General features: G+C 57.7%; 20 protein-coding genes and 1 tRNA gene. 6 read left to right on the forward strand and 15 right to left on the reverse strand.

What is annotated here, in order from left to right; genetic code table 11:
• From ACRZ9X_RS03530 to ACRZ9X_RS03545, 4 genes are read right to left on the reverse strand one after another with little or no spacing between them, the layout of a single operon-like run.
• Window positions 1-1,062, reverse strand: coding sequence for a flavin monoamine oxidase family protein (locus ACRZ9X_RS03530; RefSeq protein WP_480515987.1), 1,062 nt, complete (start codon window positions 1,060-1,062; stop codon window positions 1-3).
• Window positions 1,063-1,066: 4 nt separating this feature from the next.
• The gene (locus ACRZ9X_RS03535) at window positions 1,067-1,750 is read right to left on the reverse strand and encodes an SDR family NAD(P)-dependent oxidoreductase (protein ID WP_480515988.1); all 684 of its coding nucleotides are present in this window, start codon (window positions 1,748-1,750) and stop codon (window positions 1,067-1,069) included.
• A 2-nt stretch (window positions 1,751-1,752) separates the two neighbouring features.
• Window positions 1,753-2,421 carry a cupin domain-containing protein gene (locus ACRZ9X_RS03540; protein WP_480515989.1) on the reverse strand — a complete coding sequence of 223 codons (669 nt, stop codon included), beginning with the start codon at window positions 2,419-2,421 and terminating at the stop codon, window positions 1,753-1,755.
• 25 nt (window positions 2,422-2,446) lie between these two features.
• On the reverse strand, window positions 2,447-3,067 hold the full coding sequence (locus ACRZ9X_RS03545) for a glutathione S-transferase family protein (protein WP_480515990.1): 621 nt from the start codon (window positions 3,065-3,067) through the stop codon (window positions 2,447-2,449).
• Window positions 3,068-3,272: 205 nt separating this feature from the next.
• Here ACRZ9X_RS03545 and ACRZ9X_RS03550 point away from each other — a divergent pair, with 205 nt between their 5' ends.
• Together ACRZ9X_RS03550 and ACRZ9X_RS03555 are read left to right on the forward strand one after the other, a co-directional pair.
• The gene (locus ACRZ9X_RS03550; protein ID WP_480515991.1) at window positions 3,273-5,015 is read left to right on the forward strand and encodes a sigma-54-dependent Fis family transcriptional regulator; all 1,743 of its coding nucleotides are present in this window, start codon (window positions 3,273-3,275) and stop codon (window positions 5,013-5,015) included.
• A gap of 147 nt (window positions 5,016-5,162) precedes the next feature.
• On the forward strand, window positions 5,163-6,962 hold the full coding sequence (locus ACRZ9X_RS03555; RefSeq protein ID WP_480515992.1) for an NAD(P)-binding domain-containing protein: 1,800 nt from the start codon (window positions 5,163-5,165) through the stop codon (window positions 6,960-6,962).
• Window positions 6,963-7,220: 258 nt separating this feature from the next.
• Here ACRZ9X_RS03555 and ACRZ9X_RS03560 read toward each other — a convergent pair whose 3' ends face one another.
• Genes ACRZ9X_RS03560 through ACRZ9X_RS03595 form a run of 8 tightly spaced genes read right to left on the reverse strand, consistent with a single transcriptional unit; the run spans window position 7,221 to window position 14,130 of the window.
• Entirely contained in the window at window positions 7,221-8,159 is a 939-nt protein-coding gene (locus tag ACRZ9X_RS03560; RefSeq protein ID WP_480515993.1) for an acetamidase/formamidase family protein, read from the reverse strand.
• 3 nt (window positions 8,160-8,162) lie between these two features.
• On the reverse strand, window positions 8,163-9,191 hold the full coding sequence (locus tag ACRZ9X_RS03565) for a branched-chain amino acid ABC transporter permease (protein WP_480515994.1): 1,029 nt from the start codon (window positions 9,189-9,191) through the stop codon (window positions 8,163-8,165).
• Entirely contained in the window at window positions 9,188-10,084 is an 897-nt protein-coding gene (locus tag ACRZ9X_RS03570; RefSeq protein WP_480515995.1) for a branched-chain amino acid ABC transporter permease, read from the reverse strand. Before ACRZ9X_RS03570 ends, ACRZ9X_RS03565 begins: the two co-directional genes overlap by 4 nt.
• Window position 10,085: 1 nt before the next feature.
• The gene (locus ACRZ9X_RS03575) at window positions 10,086-10,790 is read right to left on the reverse strand and encodes an ABC transporter ATP-binding protein (protein WP_480515996.1); all 705 of its coding nucleotides are present in this window, start codon (window positions 10,788-10,790) and stop codon (window positions 10,086-10,088) included.
• 41 nt (window positions 10,791-10,831) lie between these two features.
• A complete protein-coding gene (locus ACRZ9X_RS03580) occupies window positions 10,832-11,986 on the reverse strand; it encodes an ABC transporter substrate-binding protein (protein ID WP_480515997.1) in 1,155 nt (384 codons plus the stop codon).
• A 29-nt stretch (window positions 11,987-12,015) separates the two neighbouring features.
• Window positions 12,016-12,726, reverse strand: a complete 711-nt coding sequence (locus tag ACRZ9X_RS03585) for an ABC transporter ATP-binding protein (protein WP_480515998.1) — start codon at window positions 12,724-12,726, stop codon at window positions 12,016-12,018.
• On the reverse strand, window positions 12,719-13,360 hold the full coding sequence (locus ACRZ9X_RS03590) for a cysteine hydrolase family protein (protein ID WP_480515999.1): 642 nt from the start codon (window positions 13,358-13,360) through the stop codon (window positions 12,719-12,721). The genes ACRZ9X_RS03585 and ACRZ9X_RS03590 overlap by 8 nt, the downstream gene beginning before the upstream one ends.
• Window positions 13,357-14,130, reverse strand: a complete 774-nt coding sequence (locus tag ACRZ9X_RS03595; RefSeq protein ID WP_480516000.1) for an N-formylglutamate amidohydrolase — start codon at window positions 14,128-14,130, stop codon at window positions 13,357-13,359. Before ACRZ9X_RS03595 ends, ACRZ9X_RS03590 begins: the two co-directional genes overlap by 4 nt.
• A gap of 99 nt (window positions 14,131-14,229) precedes the next feature.
• Between ACRZ9X_RS03595 and ACRZ9X_RS03600 the strand changes: the two genes are divergently transcribed.
• The 4 genes from ACRZ9X_RS03600 to ACRZ9X_RS03615 all read left to right on the forward strand — a co-directional run bounded on the left by ACRZ9X_RS03600 (window position 14,230) and on the right by ACRZ9X_RS03615 (window position 19,628).
• Window positions 14,230-15,078 (forward strand): MurR/RpiR family transcriptional regulator, encoded by an 849-nt coding sequence (locus ACRZ9X_RS03600; RefSeq protein WP_480516001.1) that lies wholly within the window; start codon window positions 14,230-14,232, stop codon window positions 15,076-15,078.
• Entirely contained in the window at window positions 15,075-16,388 is a 1,314-nt protein-coding gene (locus ACRZ9X_RS03605) for a type I glutamate--ammonia ligase (RefSeq protein WP_480516002.1), read from the forward strand. Before ACRZ9X_RS03600 ends, ACRZ9X_RS03605 begins: the two co-directional genes overlap by 4 nt.
• 446 nt (window positions 16,389-16,834) lie before the next feature.
• Window positions 16,835-18,157, forward strand: a complete 1,323-nt coding sequence (locus ACRZ9X_RS03610) for an amino acid permease (RefSeq protein ID WP_480516573.1) — start codon at window positions 16,835-16,837, stop codon at window positions 18,155-18,157.
• Window positions 18,150-19,628 (forward strand): hypothetical protein, encoded by a 1,479-nt coding sequence (locus ACRZ9X_RS03615; protein WP_480516003.1) that lies wholly within the window; start codon window positions 18,150-18,152, stop codon window positions 19,626-19,628. The genes ACRZ9X_RS03610 and ACRZ9X_RS03615 overlap by 8 nt, the downstream gene beginning before the upstream one ends.
• 114 nt (window positions 19,629-19,742) lie before the next feature.
• Here the strand turns inward: ACRZ9X_RS03615 and ACRZ9X_RS03620 are convergent, their stop codons facing one another.
• The 3 genes from ACRZ9X_RS03620 to ACRZ9X_RS03630 all read right to left on the reverse strand — a co-directional run bounded on the left by ACRZ9X_RS03620 (window position 19,743) and on the right by ACRZ9X_RS03630 (window position 21,043).
• Complete coding sequence (locus ACRZ9X_RS03620; RefSeq protein WP_480516004.1) at window positions 19,743-20,123, reverse strand: hypothetical protein; 381 nt, start codon at window positions 20,121-20,123, stop codon at window positions 19,743-19,745.
• Window positions 20,124-20,207: 84 nt separating this feature from the next.
• Window positions 20,208-20,609 carry a DM13 domain-containing protein gene (locus ACRZ9X_RS03625; protein ID WP_480516005.1) on the reverse strand — a complete coding sequence of 134 codons (402 nt, stop codon included), beginning with the start codon at window positions 20,607-20,609 and terminating at the stop codon, window positions 20,208-20,210.
• Window positions 20,610-20,969: 360 nt separating this feature from the next.
• Window positions 20,970-21,043, reverse strand: a tRNA-Cys gene (locus tag ACRZ9X_RS03630).
• Between the last annotated feature and the right edge of the window lie 111 nt (window positions 21,044-21,154).

Raw genomic sequence — 21,154 nt, forward strand, 5'->3', positions numbered from 1 at the left:
TTAAGCTTTCTCTTCGACCAGCATGTCTAGCGTATTTTCCGCCGCTTCCAAAGCACCTTCCAGATATCCCCCGAATTGCGGGGCCACCTCTGTCCCCGAGATCAAAAGACGACCGTTCCAAAGCTGCGACAACGCATAGGGCAGGCCATATTGGGGATGCGCGTTGAGAGGCTGCAGATCCAGCTTTGTGGACGTGAAGGGATCATAGGCCCAATCCTTGAGCAATAGCTGTGTCGGCGCGGCGGCCTTGGGTCCAAAAAGACGGTCCAGCTGTGCAAGGATGTTTTGACGGAGTGTCCGCTCATCCGCGCGGGCCTGTGGCGCGACACCGATAAAGCCGAACAGCGCGTAACGCCCGCCTTCCATGGGCGAGGCATCGTGGAGTTCCACCATGGGTCCAAACCGGCTCATGGCATCGCCGGACAATCCCGCCTCACGCCAGAACGGGCGGTCATAGATCGCAACGGCCTTGGCCTGTCCGGCCATCCATGTGGCAATTCCCGTCATCGCGCGGATCGCAGGTTCCGGAAGGGCCGGAGCAAATGTCAGTTCTGCTGCAATGCGTGGCGGCAACGCGAGAACGCAACGCCGGGCGCGGAGCAAAACCCCGTTCTGCGCCTTGACCTCGATACCGTGATCCGTTCGGGTCAGAGAGGTGACTGGCGTGTTGAGCCTGAGCCGTTCAGCCTCCAGCCCCGCTGCAAGCCCGTCAGTCAAAGCCCCAAGCCCCCCTTGCAAACGGTAAGAGCCTTGCATGGAGGCAAAGCCACGTCCGCGCTGCACCTGCCCGCTCTCGTCCTCAAAGGACAGATCACCGTCGGAATACTGGTCAAACGGTGTCAGGCCCAACTTGTGGATCAGGTCCGCGATGCGGGGTTGTCCGGGCCAGTACCACGCCGGGCCAAGGTCGAAAGACCGGTCCGCGACCTGATGGCTGAGGATGCGCCCACCCAAACGGCTGCGCGCCTCAAGCAACATAAAGTCGCGTCCTTGTCCGGTCAGGTGCGAAGCCAGCGAGAGGCCAGAGAGGCCCCCGCCAATGATCAGAGTCTCGGTATCCACCCGGTCAGAACCCCTCTGACGCCGGACGCAAGTCAATCTCATGTGTCCAGGTGGATTTGGGCTGTTGCGCGATCTGCCAATAAACCTCGGCGATTTCGTCGGGTTTCATCATCTTGGCCGGATCAAGACTGTGCAACGCGCGGGACCGGGCGGAATCGATGATCCCGTCGAGGATCACATGGGCCACGTGAACACCGGCAGGCTGGTATTCGCGTGCCAACGATTGGGTGAGCCCCCGCAAGGCAAACTTGGCCGAGGCAAAGGCAGAGAACCGCGCGCCGCCGCGCAGAGATGCCGTGGCGCCCGAAACGATCAACGTCCCCCCGCCGCCGCGTACCATGGGCTGCAACACCGATTGGCAAAGAACCACCAAGGATTGCACCATAGACGTCCAGGTGCGCTGATAATCTTCAAGCGTGGTCTCAGGAAAAGGTGCAATCACCAGTTCCGCCGTATTGTGGACCACGATCTTCGGCGGGCCCTTTTGAGCAATCAGGTCCGCTAGCGCCGCACTTGTTTCTGTCACATCAGATAGATCAAGTTGAAGAAATCGCCCGCTGCTCTGATCCGGGGCAGTGCGGCCAAGGCCTACGGCTTCCATGCCTTGCGCCTCAAAATGCGCCAGAAGAGACTGGCCCAGACCGGCCCCTGCGCCCGCGACAAGTGCGAGTGGTTTTTCTGCAGTCATGATCATACCTCCGGTGGTTTGGCAAAGGGCAGGTGGCCGGTTTTCATCCAGATTTTGGCCCCTTGTGGACCCGCCAACGCCGTTAACGTTTGGCCGTCGGGAAGGCGCAGCCAGGCGTTTTGGCTCAATTCTTCCCCATCAACCCGAACAGACCCTGCGATCACCAGGAGCTCGATACCGCCTGTGGCTTCGGACGTGAGCGCGGCGTCGGCGTTCAAATGGCTATAGGTGACGATCTCACGTTCGTCCTTGTGAAGGGTGGCGGTTGCCACGCCGTCCACAGGCGCGGTCAGTTCCTCTGCCATCGTTTTGCGGAATTGAGTGCGATCCTGCATGTCGAACTGCCAAAGCTTTACGAAAATTGTGCAGCCGTGTTCGGATCCGGGCGTGTGCGAGGTTGTCGGCGGGTTACGGACATAGGTGCCTTCGGGAAAGTCCCCGTGCTCATCCTGAAACACGCCCTCCAGCACGATGAACTCTTCGCCGCCGGTGTGGGTGTGGGCAGAGAACTGGCTGCCCGGCGCATAGCGCACTATGGTCGTGGCGCGGGCCACTTCTCCGCCGATCCGGTCGAGCATGCGACGATCTACACCTTTCATCGGCGAGGGCTGCCATTCCAACCTGTCTGAATGCACAATCGCAGGTAACGAGAAATCTGCATTGATTTCCATATCAACTCTCCTTGTCGAGGGCAGCTTAGGCCGCAATGGACGGGCGCGCAGCGATTTTCTTGCGCCATGCGTGCAGGTTGCTGAGGGTCTCGGGGATATCCACGTTGGCAAAATCCGCAAACGCCAGGCCCGCAAATGCCGTGATATCGGCCATCGAGAACGTGTCACCCGCAATGAACGCGTTTTCCGCCAGCACCTCGTCCAGATAGGCCATGGTGTTCCCCGCGACCTCTTTTTGCTTCTCGCCCCACTCGGCGCATTGATAAGTCTCAAGCTCCGGTCCCAATCCTGGCGTGGCATGGTGGAAATAGGCACCGACGGCGTTCAACAGGCCGTTTTCGGCACGCAGGTTCATCATCGAAACTTTCGCACGTTCTTTTGGGGTGGCACCGGTCAGAGTGTCGCCTTCAAAGTGACCGTCGATATATTCGATAATCGCATTGCACTGTGAAATATGGGTGCCGTCCGGCAGCTCCAGACAGGGGACAACCGCGTCGGGGTTCTTTGCCTTGAATTCAGTCGTTCGGTGCTCTCCACCCATTACATCAACCGGAACGAACTCCACTTGATCGGTCGCGCCTTTCTCGGCCAGGGCAATGCGTACGCGGGCCGGGTTCGGGAAGCCTTCGATGTCGTAGATCTTCACAATTCTCTCCTGTCAGCATCAATTTAGAAGCTACCTATCAGTTGGTAGGTAGATAAGCAAGAAATTTCCAGACCGGCGCGCTCGGTCATCGGTTCGGACAACCCACATGCATGGGCCGACGCACCTTTTTTGATGCAAGGAACTCAGCGATAGGACCGAACCCATCGACATGCTATTTTGATATCCGAGTGGATCGGAGACAACCTTGCTTGACCGTGATCATACGAATGAAATTGACCGTGTTCTGAACGGAGTCGACACTGGACGTGACCGTTTTGTTGCGGATAGCTGGCTGCGGTGCGTTGAAACCTACGGTATGGATCCGGCCCGACGTGAACCCGCGCATATTCTACCCGATACAAAGTTCCGCGAACATCGAGAGCAATCCGAACGTCTCATCGCTACGGCGCGATCGGGGTTGCAATCGCTTTTTGCGCAGGTGGCCGGGCAGAACTATGTCTTGATGCTTGCGGATGCAGAAGGTGTTTGCGTCGATTTTTTCGGAGACAGGAATTTCGAGGAGGAGCTTCGCAACGCCGGGCTTTACTTGGGGTTTAAATGGACCGAGGACCTTGCGGGCACAAATGGTGTTGGCTCCTGCCTGGTGACAGGTGAGCCGGTCACGGTCCATCAGGATGACCATTTCTCGATGATGCATACGCCGTTGTCCTGCACAGCAGCCCCAATATTCGACACCAAAGGGGCGCTGACTGCGGTTCTAGACGTGTCTTTGTTGCGTGGTCCATCGCCAAAGGCCTCGCAGAATCTTGCCATGACACTGGTGACAAACTCTGCCCGTCGGGTCGAAATGGCGAACCTGATGGCCTCAACCAGACGGGATTGGGTTTTGCGGTTCTCCGCCAGTCCCGAGTTCCTTGAAGTTGATCCCGAGGCCGCGGTGGCAGTGGATGGAAGCGGCAAGATCATCGGAATGACCTCAGGCGCGCGCCGAGCTTTGGACCCTCAGGGCTCGGGGCATCTTATCGGGTCGCAACTGGAAGATTGGCTTGAGCTAAGCGTGGACGACATGCCCGAGTTCATGCGTGGTCGCCCGTCTGAAGACCGGGTTTTGCGTATCAAAGACGGGCGTGCCCTCTATGGCCATGCAGTCGCGCCGCAAACGCCCCAAATGACAGCGGCATTGCGAACACGCGAACAGGTTCTTCCCGGTGCGTTCAGCAGCTTTGCGGGACCGGACGCGGACCTGCAACAGTTGCTTGGAAAAGCCGCGCGGCTTGCGGCGACCAGCCTGCCGTTGCTGCTGACTGGCGAAAGCGGGACGGGCAAGACGAAACTGGCGCGGGCCATCCACATGGCGGACCCAAGGTCGCAGGGCTTTCACACGGTGGTATGCTGCGGGGCGAACACCTTTGACAGCTGCCACGAGATTGTCGCAGGGACGCTTTTCCTGCGTGGCGTAGACGACCTGACCGAGGCCGCGCAAGCCTCTCTTTTGGCTGTTTTGGAGAGACATTCGCGCCTTCGGATCATCGCCTCCTGCCGAGAGAACCCGGCTGGATTGCAGGACTCCTTGCGTGAAGACCTGTTGCACCGGATTGCTGGCGCAACGCTGCACTTGCCTCCTCTGCGCCACCGCGCGGACCTGGACTGGCTGATTGGTCGGTTGCTGAGGCGCTTTGCCAGCAACGATATCCGCCTTTCGACAGCTGCGCGTGCGGACCTGAAATCGCGCACCTGGCGCGGCAATATTCGTGAGCTCGAGCACGTGTTGCAGAGCACCGTCGCGCTTTGCGAGGACAACATCGTGGATTTGACGGACTTGCCAGCCCCGGTGCTGGCACCCGCGCAGGAACAGGGCCCGGATGACCTCGCCGCGCTTCTGGTCGCGTGTGACTGGAACATGTCTCAGGTTGCGCGGCGCCTTGGTGTGAACCGATCAACGATACTGCGCAGAGTACGCAAGGCTGGATTGAAACCTACCCTTTGAAAAGGCCTGCGCCGTGTTGCGCATCTGTTGCGTGCGCAACAGCGGGTGCGGTATTTGGCGTATGTCAACGTGCGGTCGGGCAATATCACTTGCCCGAGTGGGCATCGATTTGCCAGCCTTCTGACCCGTGGAGATAGGGAGGATCACATGCTTGACACAACACTTTCGGATCAGACTCAGGCCTTTCTGGACAAGTTCGGCGCGGCTCTGTCCAACGGCGACATCGACGCCGCTTGTGATATGTTTGAAGACGACTGCTATTGGCGCGATCTGGTCAGCTTTACGTGGAATATCAAAACCGTTGAAGGCAAAGAACAGGTGGTGGACATGCTTTCCCATCAGCTTGCCACAACCAAGCCGAGTGGATGGAAAATCGCCGAAGGTGAAGTCCCGACAGAAGAGGGGGGCGTAACCACAGCCTGGATCGAATTTGAAACGGATGTGGCACGTGGTTATGGCTTGCTCCGCCTCAAGGGAGACAAGATCTGGACCTTGTTGACCACAATGGTCGAGTTGAAAGGGCATGAAGAACCCAAAGGGTTCAACCGTCCGCTCGGCGCGAAACATGGCGCGGGCAAGCATCGAACCACCTGGGCGGAAGAGCGGGCGCAGGAAGAGGCTGAGCTTGGCTACGCGACGCAGCCCTATTGCGTTATCATCGGCGGCGGTCAGGGTGGTATCGCGATGGGCGCACGTCTGCGCCAGCTTGGCGTTCCCACGATTATCGTCGAGCGAAACGATCGCCCCGGGGACAGTTGGCGCAACCGCTACAAGTCCCTTTGTCTGCATGACCCGGTCTGGTACGACCATCTGCCTTACATCAAGTTTCCGGAAAACTGGCCGGTGTTCTCGCCCAAGGACAAGATCGGTGACTGGTTGGAAATGTATACCAAAGTCATGGAGTTGAACTACTGGACGCGCACATCCGCCAAGTCAGCCACATTTGACGAGGAAAAGGGCGAATGGACCATTGTCGTGGACCGGGATGGTGAAGAAGTTGTGCTCAGGCCAAAACAGTTGGTTATGGCGACCGGCATGTCGGGCAAGAAGCGCATGCCCGACTTCCCGGGCATGGACGTATTCAAGGGCGTGCAAGAGCATTCGTCCGAACATGACGGGCCGGACAAGTGGACAGGCAAGAAGGTCGTCGTGGTCGGCTCCAACAATTCCGCCCATGATATCTGCGCGGCCCTTTGGGAGAACGATGCGGATGTGACCATGGTGCAGCGATCCTCGACCCATATTGTGCGCTCTGACAGTCTGATGGAGATCGGTTTAGGTGACCTCTATTCCGAACGCGCGGTTCGCTCGGGTGTGACGACCGAGAAAGCCGATCTGATCTTCGCATCACTCCCCTATCGTATCCTGCACGAATTCCAGATCCCTGCCTACGCGGCCATGAAAGAGCAGGACAAGGAATTCTATGAAGGCCTTGAGAAAGCCGGATTTTGGCTGGACTGGGGGGACGATGACAGCGGTCTGTTCATGAAGTACCTGCGCCGCGGCTCGGGCTATTATATCGATATCGGTGCCAGCCAGTTGATCATTGACGGTGAAATCAAGCTCAAACGCGGTCAGGTGACATCATTGGATGAAACAGGCGTGATTCTTGACGATGGGACTCATCTGGATGCCGATCTTGTGGTTTACGCGACCGGGTACAATTCCATGAACGGGTGGGTTGCCGACCTGATGGGGCAGCCGTTGGCCGACCAGCTTGGCAAATGCTGGGGACTGGGTTCAGACACGACCAAGGACCCCGGTCCGTGGGAAGGCGAACAGCGCAATATGTGGAAGCCGACACAAGTTCCAAACCTGTGGATGCACGGAGGAAACCTGCATCAGTCCCGGCATTACTCGCAATTCCTGTCGCTGCAGATCAAAGCACGGATGGAGGGGATTCCCACCCCGGTCTATGGCCTGCAAAAGGTGCATCACTTGAGTTAAAAAAGCGCGAACTCGAATAAAGCGGACCTTCCCACGCCTTGGCTGAAGGTCCGCTTTGACGTGGCCTCTTTAACTGACAAAGCCCCTGGTTAACCGCCCGCGACGCCGGGATTTACCTGTCCCATTGCAAACGGATCACCAGTTTAAGCGTCAATACAACCATCGCGGCCCTCGACCAAGGATCGCCATCAAAACCGGGCACTCGGTGAACAGCGCGTGTTCAGGTTTGGCTTTGAAGTCAAGCCACCGCAGCTTTCTTCAATCCAACACGGATTTCGGAAAGTAGAACGACACGGTCCAGTTCGGTAGGTCCACGATCTCGCTGATCCGCAGGTCGCCGCAGACCGAGCACAACATATAGGCTTCGGCAGCGGACATACCTGTTGTGGCGGAAATCCAGTCGATCATACCTGAAACCGCATCGCGGGCGGCCTGCATCAAGTCTTCTCCGATGCCGGTTGTGGCCTTGTAGCCCGAACCGTCAAAATGCCGGGTGACGGGGCCGCTGGTTTCAAACCGGGGGTAGGGCAGGTTCTCGCCCTTGATCAGATCAACCTTGATGGCGACGTCCATCGGGCTTTCGATGGCAGTGCCGCAAATCTCTCCGTCCCCCTGCGCGGCATGTGTGTCGCCCAGCGACAGCATCCCGCCCGCCACCTCGACCGGCAGATACAGCGTTGTGCCCACGCAATTGTCGCGGATGTCCAGATTGCCGCCGACCCGGCGTGGGGGCACGACCGAATGCAACCCCGGCTCTGCCAGCGCCAGCCCGATTGTACCCACAAACGGCTTGAGCGGCACCTTGCCGCCGGGGCCGAACAGGGCAGGGGTCATCGCATTGGCATCGTATTTCCAGATATGCAGCGCCGCATCGGGGAATTGATCAGTCAACAAACCGAAGCCGGGGATGTTAGCGGTCCAGCCCCAGCCCGAGGGCTTGAAATCCAGAAATTCGATGGCGACCGTGTCTCCCGGCTCGGCGCCTTTGATGTGGATCGGTCCGGTGACCGGGTTAACCTTGTCGAACGACAGCGTTCCCAGATCGGCCAGTGTCGAGGAGGCATTCAGCTGCCCGCCCGAGCTGTCGATGGTTTCAACTTCGACCGTTTCGCCGGGATCGATGCTCAGGATGGGGTCGATGGAGTTGTCCCAGCCGAAATGGTGGTTGTGTTTGTGAATGGTGTGGTTGCAGCCCATGACTCACTCCTGCTTTTTCAGTACGAGGTCCTCGATTTCGTGGTCGCCCATGATCCCGCCAGGGCGCAAGGCCATTGTCAGCACGATCACCGTCCCAAGCGCAATGCCCGACAGGCCCAACACCTCGGGCAGGTCGATGCCCAGCAGGACCGGGCCGGTTTCCAGCCAGCGGACGCATTCCAGACCGAATGAGATCAGCAATGTGCCCAGCACAGCGCCGGTCACTGTCCGCATCCCTCCGAGGATCAGCATGGCAAGCGTCAGAAAGACGTGATTGAAATAGAAGGGCCGCGCGCTGATCGTGCCAAGGAAGAACGCATACGCAATCCCGGCCACCGCCAGCAGCACTGCGGACAGAACCCAGGCGATCAGGCGTAGCCTGCGGATGTTGACACCCATCGCCGCCGCGCCGACCTCATCATCGGCGCAGGCGCGCAACTGGATGCCCCAGCGGCTTTCCCTAAACAGGCGCACGACGAACACGACGACCACGGACAGGATCACGATAGAGGTCAACGAAAACACTTGCGGAATACCGAAAAACGCCTGATTTCCCTTGAAGATATCCGTGCGGTACAAAAACACTGAATGTACGATGACCAAAACGGCGAGGGAAAAGATGGTTACCCCCGACCCCGTCAGGCGCACGACAAACAAGCCCACGACGACGGCCAGCGCTGCAGTGATCAGAATGGCCAGCAGTGCCGAGGTTACCGGGTCCAGCGCAAAGGCATTCAACCCCCAAGGCGCGTCTGGCAACGAGATCGCCTTGACCGTCACGGGGGTTACGCAGATGGCCGCAACATAGGCCCCGATCCCCATGAACGCGCTGTGGCTGAGATTGGTCAGCCGCGCATTGCCCATGAACACCTGCATCGCCAGAACGACCAAGAGGTTCACGTAAGCGCTGTAGACCAGCCGCAGCTGATAGCGCGACCCGAAATAGGTCACGACCAAGCCTATGGCGATCAGCACAGCGGCCAGGATCGCGGCACCGATCAGCCCCCGTTTCTGACTGGGGTTCAGGATCATATCTTGTCCCCTTTTTCGGTCGGAGGGGACAGGATGCCGTCAGGCCTCCAGACAAGAACAAGGGCGATGATGCCAAAGACAAAGGCGTCTTTCATGCCGCCATATTCCTGGGGTAGTAGGACCAGCATCGCGACCTCGACCCCGCCAAGAAGGAAGCCGCCTAACACGGCACCGGGCAGGCTGCCAAAACCGCCAACCACGCAGGCGACAAAGGCCTTGAGCACGGGGTTGAACCCCAGATGCGGATCGACCGATCCACGTCGCGCCATGATAAAGATACAGGCCAGCCCGGCCAGAAGGCCCGACACCATGAAGGCCACGGCAAACACCCGGTTGGATTTGACGCCGACCATACGCACCATCTCAAAATCCAGTGAGGCCGCGCGCATCGCCAGGCCGAGCGTTGTACGTTTGAGAAACAGCATCAGTCCGGCAATCACCAGAACTGTCGTCACTGCTTCGAACACCTGAAGTGACGACACCTGAACGCCGAACACCTGAATAGGCCACTCCAGAAAGTATAGCGATGTGACCGCCACGGGGCGCGGCGAGACCGCCAGCAAGAACACATTCTGGAGAATGATCGAGACACCGAAGGCGGTCAGCAGGCCGGTTGTCGGGTCCGCATAGCGCACGGGCCGGAACGCCACGCGCTCCAGCGCGAGGGACATCAGGATGGCGGCCGCGATTGCGCCGCCGATGACAATGAATGGATTGTTCAGCGCCAGTGCTGCGAAGGCTACCATGGTATAGCCGCCAACCGCGATGACCTCGCCATGGGCAAAATTCACCAGCCCCATGATGGAAAAGACAATTGCCAGCCCCAAAGCGATTAGTGCGTATTCTGCGCCGAACGCAAGGGCATTCATCACCTGCTGGGCCACGTACTCCATATCAGGCGATCCCCGTCAGTTCTGCCATCAGCGCGCTGCTCTGGCCCAGTGTTTCCCGTGTCCCTTCCGCCACAATCCGCCCGTTGTTCAGAAGATAGGCGTAATCGGACAGGCGTAGCGCCTGCGTCGCGTTTTGTTCGACCAGCAGGATGGTCATGCCGTCAGCTTTCAGCTGCTCGATCATCCGAAATATCTGACTGACGATCTTAGGCGCCAATCCCAGGCTGGGCTCGTCCAGCAGCAGGATTTTAGGCCGTGTCATCAACGCGCGTGAGATGGCCAGCATCTGTTGTTCTCCGCCCGACAAGGTACCCGCCAGCTGATCCCGCCGCTGACCCAAAATTGGAAAAGTTTCAAGCCAGCGGGCAATGTCGGCGTCCTTGCCGTCGAGATCAGGTCGGGTCGCGCCGCCCAAGAGCAGGTTTTCCTCGACGCTGAGGTTCGAAAAAATCCGCCGCCCTTCCGGGGCCACGGACATGCCCGCCTGCACACGCGTTTCAACCGGCAGGGCCGATATGTCATCGCCGTCAAAGGTGATCATTCCGGTCGATCTGACGACGCCCATCAGCGCCGAGATGGTCGAGGTCTTGCCAGCCCCGTTCGGGCCCAGCAAGGACACGCATTGGCCCCTTTCCACGGCAAAGGAAATGCCGTGCACAGCCTCGATCGGACCGTGAGAAACTATCAGGTTTTCTACATTCAGCATGGGTTGGGGAACGGGGGCAGGGACAGCCCCCGTTTGTTGGCTCAGTTCCAGTCCTGTGGTGTGTTTTCGGGAATCTCGTTCGAAATCAGAACCCGCTTGCCGTCCTTGTAGCCGATCACCGGGATCGTGCGCTGGGCATAGGTCTTCGTGTCCTTGAACGAGATGTTGTCCACCGTCAGAACCGGAATAGAGTCCGCATTGCGGATTGTCTCGGCAATGACTGCCGGATCCGAGCTGCCGGATGTTTCAACCGCCCAAGCCACTGCCTTGACCGTATCTGCGCCGGTGGCGGGGAACAGACCGGGCACATCGTGGCCCAATTCCTTGCAATCGGCCATGAATTTGACCACCGCACTTTCATCATGGCTGGGAGCCAGCGTCGCAAAGAACACTTTGTCCAGGATCGACGGATCATCGGCGGCGACGGCATCCAGCGACGGGTCGTCAAAGCCATCAGACCCCACCACCCACGCATCGATGCCCGCGCTGCGCAATTGCCGGACCAGAACGCCGATATCCGGCATGATCGATGAGATATAGACTGCGTCGATATCCTCACCCAATGCTTTCATGTCGGCAATCTGCGGCGACCAGTCTGACGTGCCAAAGCTGAAATTCATCTTGGCCAATACCTTGCCGCCACCCTCTTCGATCACCTGACCGAACCAAAGCGGGGTGCGCGCGGACCATGATCCACCTTCGTCCGAGGTCAGAAGCACCACGTTTCTGACGCCCTCACTCAGCGCATGGTTGGCCGCGGCCGCAGCGGTGAACGGATCAGGCGAGACGCCGGTAAAGAAATTGTCGACAATGCCCGCATGCATTTCGACCTGCGTGGATTGCGGCTGGAAGATCGACACGCCGTAGGGTTGGGCAATCTGCGCCACCGGGATCATCGTATCCGAGAATGGCGTGGTGCCCAGCATCACAACTCCTTCGTCCAGAAATTTCTGCGCCAGTGAGATCGCCGCCTGCGTGTCGCCCGCGGAATCCTGAACCAGCACTTCGATCTTCTTACCGCCCGCGCCACCGTCGGCGTTGATCATGTCGGCCATACAGCGCGCGCCCAGATATTCGGAATAGATCGCCAGATCGCCGGTCATCGGCACTCCGAGCCCGATTTTGATCGTGTCCTCGGCAACAGCCGGCAGAGCCAGGCTCATGGCGGTCAGAGTGGTAAAGGTCAGCTTCTTCATACTCATTCTCCTGTTGGCAGCCGCCTGCGTCACGCGGCCCGTTCATCGGTTTCGCCAAGATAAGCGTCGATAACTTCTTGGTTCTTGGTTATGTCTTCGGGCGCGCCTTCAGCGATGACAGCGCCCATGTTTAAAACGGTGATCCTGTCGCAGAGCGACATGATGAATTTCAGATCGTGGTCGATCACTAGGATCGCGCAATCCGAATGCGCCCGGACCCATGTCAGCGACCTGCCCAAGGCATCGGTTTCCTGTTCGTTCATCCCGGCGGCTGGTTCGTCCAGCATCAAAACCCGCGGGTTCAGGGCCAAAGCGCGCACGATTTCCAGCCGCCGAAGCTGCCCATAGGCCAGCGCACCCGCACTTTGATTGAGCTTGTCGGCCAGTCCAAACTCTGCGATGGCGGCGTCCACAATTTCTGCGCCCCTTCCGGAGTATCGGGCGACGTTTATGTTCTGTGCAACGCTGAGGCTTGGAAATATCCGCAGGTTCTGAAAGGTCCGTGCTACACCGCGCGCGGCGCGCTGATGCGCGCGCAAACGATCCAGCGGTTCGCCGTCCAGCGACAGGCTGCCCGCTGAATGAGACAACAGACCCGAGATCAGATTCACCAGCGTCGTTTTGCCCGCCCCGTTTGGGCCAATCAGGCCGCGCACCTCGCCTGCGGTGACCGACATCGTCACATCCTCGACCGCATGGACGCCGCCAAAGGTCTTGGTGATGCCATTCAGCTCAAGCACGCGCCAGCTCCTCGACCAGTTCGGCTGTTGTGACCTGTCGGCAATACCCCTTGATTGTACGCAGAGAGTGCTCGTGCCGCTCGGGCGTATAGGTCAGGCAGGCATCAGTGACCTGTGTCACCAGATAGCCCAGATCACAGGCATCCCGGATTGCGCTTTCGACACATTGATCGGTGATCAAACCGGCCAGAACGACTTGCCGGACGCCCAGATTGCGCAGGATGTAATCGATATGCGTCGAAACAAAGACCGAGGACGAGGATTTGGGCAGCACGATCTCATCGCCCTGGGGCGCGATCTGGTCGATGACCTTTCCGTCCCAACTGCCTTTTGGAACATGAAAACCGGTAATCTTGTAATCCAGCGACCGATCCCGTCCGTCCAGAGTCAGGCTTTCGATATTGGTATACATGACCTCGACCCCGGCGGCGCGGCAGGCGGTTTGAATGCGCTGCATGTTGGGGATCACGCGGGCGTCCAGCTGATCGAAATACCAACCGTATTTGTCCTGGAATTCCTGCGCGGTCAGGTCTTTGAATTCCGAACCCTCCCGGTGTGCAGAAAAATTCTGAACGTCGATGAATATCAGCGCCGACTGGGCTGGGGTCAAAGGAACATTCCGGGTCAGCGTCACGATGTGTTCTCCAATATGCCAGCGACAGCCCCTGCCAAAAGCTGGGCCCACTCGGTCGCGCCCTCAGGATGGCGGATCAGGTCATTGCGAATCTCGACAAGAGAATGTGCCAGACCGCGAGGTTCGACGAAATGCGGGATGAACCAGTCGCTTTCGCTTTCGATCTGATAGGGCTGGTTCAGGGCCATGTGCAGATCGGGGCGCTGGGCTGAGAGGTGGTCAATCAAGGCCTGACCCGTAGCGGGGTCCGAACGTGTAAGAAACCCCGCGTGCCAGGGCCGGGCTTCGCCCGCGACATGTGGGGTGAAGGAATGAATGGATATGGCCAGCGTGCGCGGCGCGTCGTCAAGCATCTGTGCGATGGCTGCATTTAACGGGGCCATAATCTCGCTCTGCCGCGCTGCGCGTTCGCTTGCGGTCAGATTCAGATTGGCTGGAATTTGCTCGCCAAAGCTGTGCGGGGGGATCGAATCCGGGGCATCAAATGGCCGGTTGCAGTCAATTACCAACCGAGAATAGCGCTGCAAAATCAGCGGCGCCTGCAAACGGTCTGCCAACTGTCTGGCAACCGCTTCGGCCCCGATGTCCCAACCGCGATGGCTGGCCTGAACCGCGTCGGATACACCAAGATCGCCCAGCTTTTGAGGGATCGCCCGACCCGCATGTTCACATAGCAGCATGACCGGGGCGTCGCTGTACTGGTTCACCCATTCCACCGGAGCAGGGTCTCCGGACATCAGCAGGTTCTCGGTTGCGGCGGATGTGATCATGCGTGTCACGTTAGAGAACAAGTTTTTTCAGAGTCAACAAGAAATGGATTGACTGAAATTTTCCTTCCATGCAATTCGTTGAAATCAGGAGGGACCCGTTTGCTTGTTCGGCAACGAATAGAATCCAAGGCAGAATACATGACCGCGAGCGAGCGAAAGCTGGCTGCTGCATTGCTGAGCGATTATCCCTATGCCGGATTGGTTTCGATACAGGAACTGGCGCGCCGGGCCGAGGTTTCAGCACCGTCGATCTCGCGGTTTGTGATCAAGATCGGGTTGGGCGGGTACCAGGAATTCCAACGGGCGCTGTTGTCCGAACTGAAGGAAGGCGAACGCTCGCCCACTGATCTGCACGGCGAAGGGCGCAACGTCGATGGCGGATTTCTGCGGGACTTCATCGCGCGCGCCTCGTCCCAAATGGCATTGTCGGCTGAAGGCATCACCGAGGCGCAGTTTCAACGCATCTGTACCTTGCTCAGCCAACCCAAAAGCGATGTCTATATTCTGGGAGGGCGGATCAGCGATACCATTGCTCAGCACCTGTCCTTTCACCTGCGTCAGACCCGCAGGGGTGTGTATCATCTGCCGGCCAATAACGAGGTCTGGCCGGAATACCTGCTGCGGATGAAACCGGCAGATATCCTGTTTCTGGTTGATTTCCGCCGCTATCAACCTGCGCTGGTGGGGCTTGCGGCGACTGCCACAAAGCAACGTGGGGTGCGGGTTGTGCTGATGACGGACAAATGGCTGTCGCCAATTTCGCGCCATGCCGCAGAAATCTTGCCGGTGCCGATCGAAAGCGGCACACTCTGGGATACCTACACCGCAGCCCTTGCCGTTACCGAGGCGTTGGCAACGCGCATTGCAGAAGACAACTGGGACCAGACGAAATCCCGCATCGAAGCCTGGGACTCCATGCGATCCCTAAATCAGGATTCCAACACATGATGCCCAAGACCCCTTTGATCTTTGCCGCCACATCGGATCTGGCCGGGAAATTGCGCGGCAAGGCCTTTCCGGCTGATCAACTGAATAAACGGCTGCAGCGCGGGGTCGGATGGACGCCGACCAATGTTCAGATCAACTGCTTCGATGGAATTGCCGACAGCCCGTTCGGAGCGTTGGGTGACCTGTTGTTGATCCCGGATGCGACCGCCGAAGCAAAGGTGGATTTTGGCGAGCAGCCCGGGCTGCATTTCCTGATGGGGGACATTGTCACGCTGGAAGGTGAGCCGTGGGATTTCTGCACGCGCGGTTTGCTGAAGTCCGCGTTGGATCGGCTGCACAAGGCCTCGGGCGCGCGGGTCCTTGCTGCTTTCGAACACGAGTTCCAGTTGAAAGGCACTCCGGAACGGATCAACGAGGCCTATGGGCATAAAGGGTTCGATCTGCAACGCGACCTTTGTGAGACGTTGATCGCGTCAATTTCGCAAGTCGGATTGAGACCGGATTCGATCATGAAGGAATACGGCCCCAACCAGTACGAGGTGGTAATCGGCCCGGAACTCGGCGTGCAGGCGGCGGATGCTGCTGTCATGGTGCGCGAACTGACCTATGCCACCGCTCGGGCCTATGGCGAACAGGCCACTTACACGCCAATCCGTGACGTCGCAAGCGTGGGCAACGGCGTGCATATCCATATGAGTTTTTTGGATGATCTAGGCGCACCGCTGACATACAGCGCGGACGGGCCATGCGGCATGTCCGACCTGACCGGCGCTTTTGCTGCGGGAGTGCTGAAATACCTCGACGCGATACTCGCGCTGACCGCACCTTCGGTGATCTCGTATGAACGCCTTACGCCGCACCGCTGGTCAGCCGCGTTCAACAACCTTGGATTCCGTGATCGCGAAGCGTCTTTACGCATTTGTCCGGTGACGGCAAAAGACCCTGCCTCGGTCGAGCGGCAGTTCAATATCGAATACCGGGCTGCGGATGCGGCCGCTTCACCCCATCTGGCGTTGACGGCCATCGTCATGGCCGGGGCGCAAGGGATCGAAGAGGGGTTGACCCCGCCGTCTCCGACCGAAGAGGACCTGTCTCTGCTTGATCCCGATGAGCTGGCGGGAAAGGGGTTGGTGCGGTTGCCGCAAACCCTGGAAGAAGCATTGGAGCGGTTCATCAACAACCCGGTTGTCACGGGTTGGCTGCCGGACGGCTTTGCGCAAGTGTATCGCGCGCATAAACTGTCGGAAATCGAGGCAACGGCGGAAATGGACACGGATGCGCGGTGTCGTCTGTATGAAGAAACGTATTGAACATGGTTGGTTCGGGCATCCGCGGCAGGTCTTGAACCGATTTTTGCAGCCGCTAAACAGGGTCTGACGGGTTACCGGCTAAAGCGCTACCAAGCTGACGCACTCAACCCGCATCTGCCAATCTACACGAAGATAATGCGGTACCCAGTGCCGCTTTGTCTGCGGATATGAGGTTGGTTCGAATGCGTCGCGACCCGGTCGGACTGATCGATCCAATGACGCGTTCGACGATTGTGACTTCACACAAGTCTTTCAAAAACGGGCAAAGCAAATCGTCCTCGCCTGTCAGAACTCATTTTGCATGGTATTCAAGCTGACTTTGACGCAAGCTTTGTATTTCCACCTGAAACCAGTTTTGCGCCGCAGTCGTTGGAATAGAGGATCAATTGTCAAAGGAATTGGAAACCCGTTCGACGCAAGAAAAGACGCCAAGCTCGCCTCAAACTGTGCGGACCTTAGGGCCGTGGACGTGCACCGCACTGGTGGTCGGTAACATTATCGGCTCCGGCTTCTTTCTCGCCCCGGCCGCTTTGGCCCCGTTCGGGGCGGTTGCCATCGTGGGCTGGATCATCATGTCGATCGGAGCGCTTTGCCTTGGTCTGATCTTTGCCCGTCTCAGCCGTGTCGCGCCCGAAACCGGAGGACCTTACGCCTATACACGGCTGGGGTTTGGGGATTTCGCCGGGTTTCTTGTGGCCTGGGGATATTGGATATCGATCTGGGTTGCCCTTCCGGCCATTGCATTAGGGGCCACCGATTACATCCTCTATTTCGTCCCCGCACTTAAAGACGTTCCCGGCGGCACGACTGGCATTGCGCTTGTCATGGTGATTGGCGTCGGTCTGCTGAATCTCCGAGGCGCCGAAACGGTCGGGCTGTTCCAACTGATCGTGGTCAGCATCAAACTGATCCCGTTTCTGGCCGTTTCTTTTCTGGGGTTGTTCTGGGTCGAGTGGGGCCATTTCACACCACTTAATCCGACACCAAACTCGTTTCTTCTGGCGCTGGCGGGCACCGCGCCGTTCATTATGTTCGCCTTTACAGGGGTCGAGTCCGCCACGGTTCCGGCCGGTGACGTCAAAAATCCGCAGCGAACCATCGCTTTTGCAACCGTTGTCGGAACATTGCTGGCCGCCACCATATACACCTTTGGCACCCTGAGCGTGATGGGCGTGATGGACCGAGAAGTCCTGGCGCAGTCCAGCGCCCCGTTTTCGGATGCGGCCAGTGTGATGTGGGGCGACTGGGCCGGATATGTCATCGCCGCAGCGGCAATTCTGTCTTCGATCGCAGCGCTGAACGGGTGGACGCTTCTGATGGCGCAGGTGCCTCTGGCCGCCGCCCGGCACGGGTTGTTTCCACGCTGGTTTTGCGAACTTAACAGCAAGGGCGTACCGGCAAAGGGTATCTTGATTTCAACATCCCTGTCGGTCGCGATACTGTTGTTCAAGTCCTTTGCGTCGAGTTCTCTGCTTGGGCTCTATGAATACCTGATCAAGCTGTCGATCGTGACGGATATGGTCAGTTATCTGTTCTGCTGCTGTGTGGAAGGGTTGATCCTGCTGACACTTGGCCGACGCCTGGGATTTCTCAACCCCTGGACGTATCTGCCAATCGCCGCCACCGCATTTCTGTTTTCCTTGCTGACCATTTTCGGGTCCGGAGCCGAGGCCGTCATGTGGAGCTTTTTGCTGCTGCTTGGGGGTATCCCGATTTTTGTCGTGAACCGGCTGTTGCAAAGACCCGGCCCGGAGGGAGAACATGAGTGATACGGCACTGATCCCGTCGGACCGCATAGAAAAACTGTCGCGCGCTGCGAACCCGGCACTTTTTGAGGCGGCGATCGATCCCCAATTGCTGACAGTTCTGATGTTGGCAAACTTGATGAGCCCGACCCTGTGGCAATTGAAGGACAAGATTCTGGACCGAGCGCGTGCGGCTTACCCGAACGAAGCGCACCTGCAGCAAAGGCACATCACCGCTGAGATGCTGGCCTATGTAAACCATCATTTCACCCATGATTATCCTATGAGCACAGCCGAAAAAGTGGGCGTTACGGAATTGGCCGACATTCGTCAGCGGTTGGGGTCCGAAGGCGTGAACTATGCGCTTGATGTCATACGGCAGCACTTTCGCAGGCGCGATGAACAGGGATTGCTGACACCGGCGCTGGATATCTTTCCGGTGCTCAATCAGGATAAATTCCCGATCTTCAACTATTCGACCATCGACGGATTGCGTGCCATGCGGCTGTTGTTAGGGCACAAAAAACACAAGCCGATGGGGGTCACCATCTGTGCAGATGAAGCCACATTGGTTGCCGCTTTGGCCAATATTCTGCACGGGGTGTCATTCGAGGATATCTTTTTACTCGGCACACCGGCCCATTATACCACCTTTTTACACAAGGGGGGCCAACGGGTCTGGTGTAACGGCAAGCTCGAATATTTTGATCAAGCGACATGGCAAAAGATGTGTGCCGCGCCGGGTGCCTTGGGGCCGCAAGCCGCTTTTGCCAAGCGGCTGCCTTTTTTGGACCGACTAATCTCGCCGCTGGGAGATTTGTTGATCAGTACCGGCGAATGCACCATTCCCGAGAGGGTTTTTGACGCTTTTCTGGATGAAAGCCGTATCTTCTTTGGCGGTGTTCTGAACGGGATTCAATCGGTAATTGATACCGGCATCACCTTTCTGCCCAGCCAAGTCGCGTTGGAAGATCTGAAAGCACTGGATGATCTGAGCAGTGCCGAGGAGGCGCGTTTGGTGATTTCTGAAATCGCGTCAGGCCGCACCCTTTCGGTGTTCGACCAAGCACTTTATTGTACCCGCGATATCCATGTCTCATTTCCCGGGGCTTATCTGGCAGCAGCGTTGCGGGGCCCGAAACTCCGTGCGGCAGCCGCTACGGTGACGTCTTTGCAGAGTGCTTGCGAAAATGTGGCCAAAATCACTGCGACCGAAGCTGTTTTATCGGATCGACACAAGATTGCTTTGCCCGATGAGGTGCTTTTGTTTCAAACCGGTGATGATGTCGATAAGGGCTTGCTGCTGATTTCCTTGCTCATGTCAAGCTCGGCGATCTCCAGTTCCGACAAGTCCTCGGCGACCTTAAGTGTCACAGACAGGTCGACATTCTGCCAGATCGCGGATCAGATTATTGACCTGAAGAACCTTGGCCCGGTCGCTGTCATTTCAGGCACAGAACAGATGAGACTGGGGCAGGGGGCGATGCAACTCTGAATTAGGTATTTGGAAGAACGGCAGCCAAGTCAGGCCGAGTGGCACGTTGTCTGCATCAATGCCAGCCAGACCACTCCTGGTTTCGCAAAGCGCAGGTCAATGCTGAAAGGGCTTTCAATTCGGCCTTTTGCGAGGCAGCAGCGCCGCCAAAATCACGCACCACCCAAGTATTCCCTGCCCATGGGCGCTCAGGTTCTGCCGGTAAGAGAAAAACAGCATCTCCAGCGGCTTGATTGGCTCTCTGGGTGGCCAGATCACCCATTGAAGGGGTAGGTCCGGGATGATCATGCGATAGTACATGTAATAGATTTGCGGCGACAGCCATACGAACATCCAAAACAATACAAGAGCGCCCGCAAACCTTGCCCAAACCGGATAGGGGTGCAAAATGCGCCGTGCCGAAAAAACCACCAGCACAAATAGCGTGAGACTAAGCAAGGCAAGTCCTGCCTGCCCCCAGTTTGATAAATCGAAAAAGGAATCCTGACGGTACAAACCTGCCCTCCCAACCGCCGGGCAATCAGACGAAAACCGCCCACAAGCGCGGGCGGCTCTTGGTAGGCTTTGACGAGAGGTTGCTTATTTAAGCGGTGCAACCGCCAAAATCACAGTGAACTGTTCGCAATAAATGTAAAGCTCATTGTATTTTGACGTGTCGATCCCCGATGGGATCTTGAACGACGCTTCACCCTTCTTGACAGTCAGTTTGTCGTGAATCTTGGAGCCCTTGGCATAGCTCTCGCCATTGCCGAAACCAATCTTGATGTCCGGCGGGTTCTTGGACGGGTCAAAGACGTAATCGCTTTTGAGTGTGACGGTGTCGCCGGTAACGGAAACGGTCCCTTTTACCTTATAGCCACGACGGCCGGAAAGACTGCCCGTGCGTTCCTTGCCTCCGGCAAATGCAGAAGGGGTTCCCAGCGAGAGTGCGGCTGCCGAAGCAAGTCCCAGCTTGACGAATTGGCGGCGTTTGATTGTCATGACGAATTTCCTATCTCATTCTACGACGTCTAGATGCTGAGCAGACTATTGCTGCGCTGCCAATTCACATCGCGTCGAGGGAATTTGAGAATTTGAAACAAATGAAATTTATTTTTGGGAAGAAATCGCCGAATGTGTTCGAAATCCTTTGGAATTCAGGGCGGTAACCACGCGAATTGCATTGTTAGTTCGCTTATCTCTTCACCGCAACGTTTCGCCAAGTAAGCATAGGAAGGCGGCAGGGAAGGGGCTTTCCAGCTTCATGCACGGCACATCCCGTATGGCCTGCAAATTGGTCACTTCAGCATTTGCTGACGTTTTAATTCTATACATTTAATGGACTTGCTTGAATGAAATGTGTGGAGGCGAGTACCGGAATCGAACCGGTGTACACGGATTTGCAATCCGCTGCGTCACCACTCCGCCAACTCGCCTTTTCAAGTGAAATCAAGCACTTGCTGTGGTGTGATGGGCGTTTTAACAGCTTTGCCGAGGGAGGTCTAGAGGCTAACTTTGAAAACTGGTGTGCTCGACCTGTTTTGGGT

The sequence above is a fragment of the Ruegeria sp. AL1 genome (assembly GCF_056540905.1).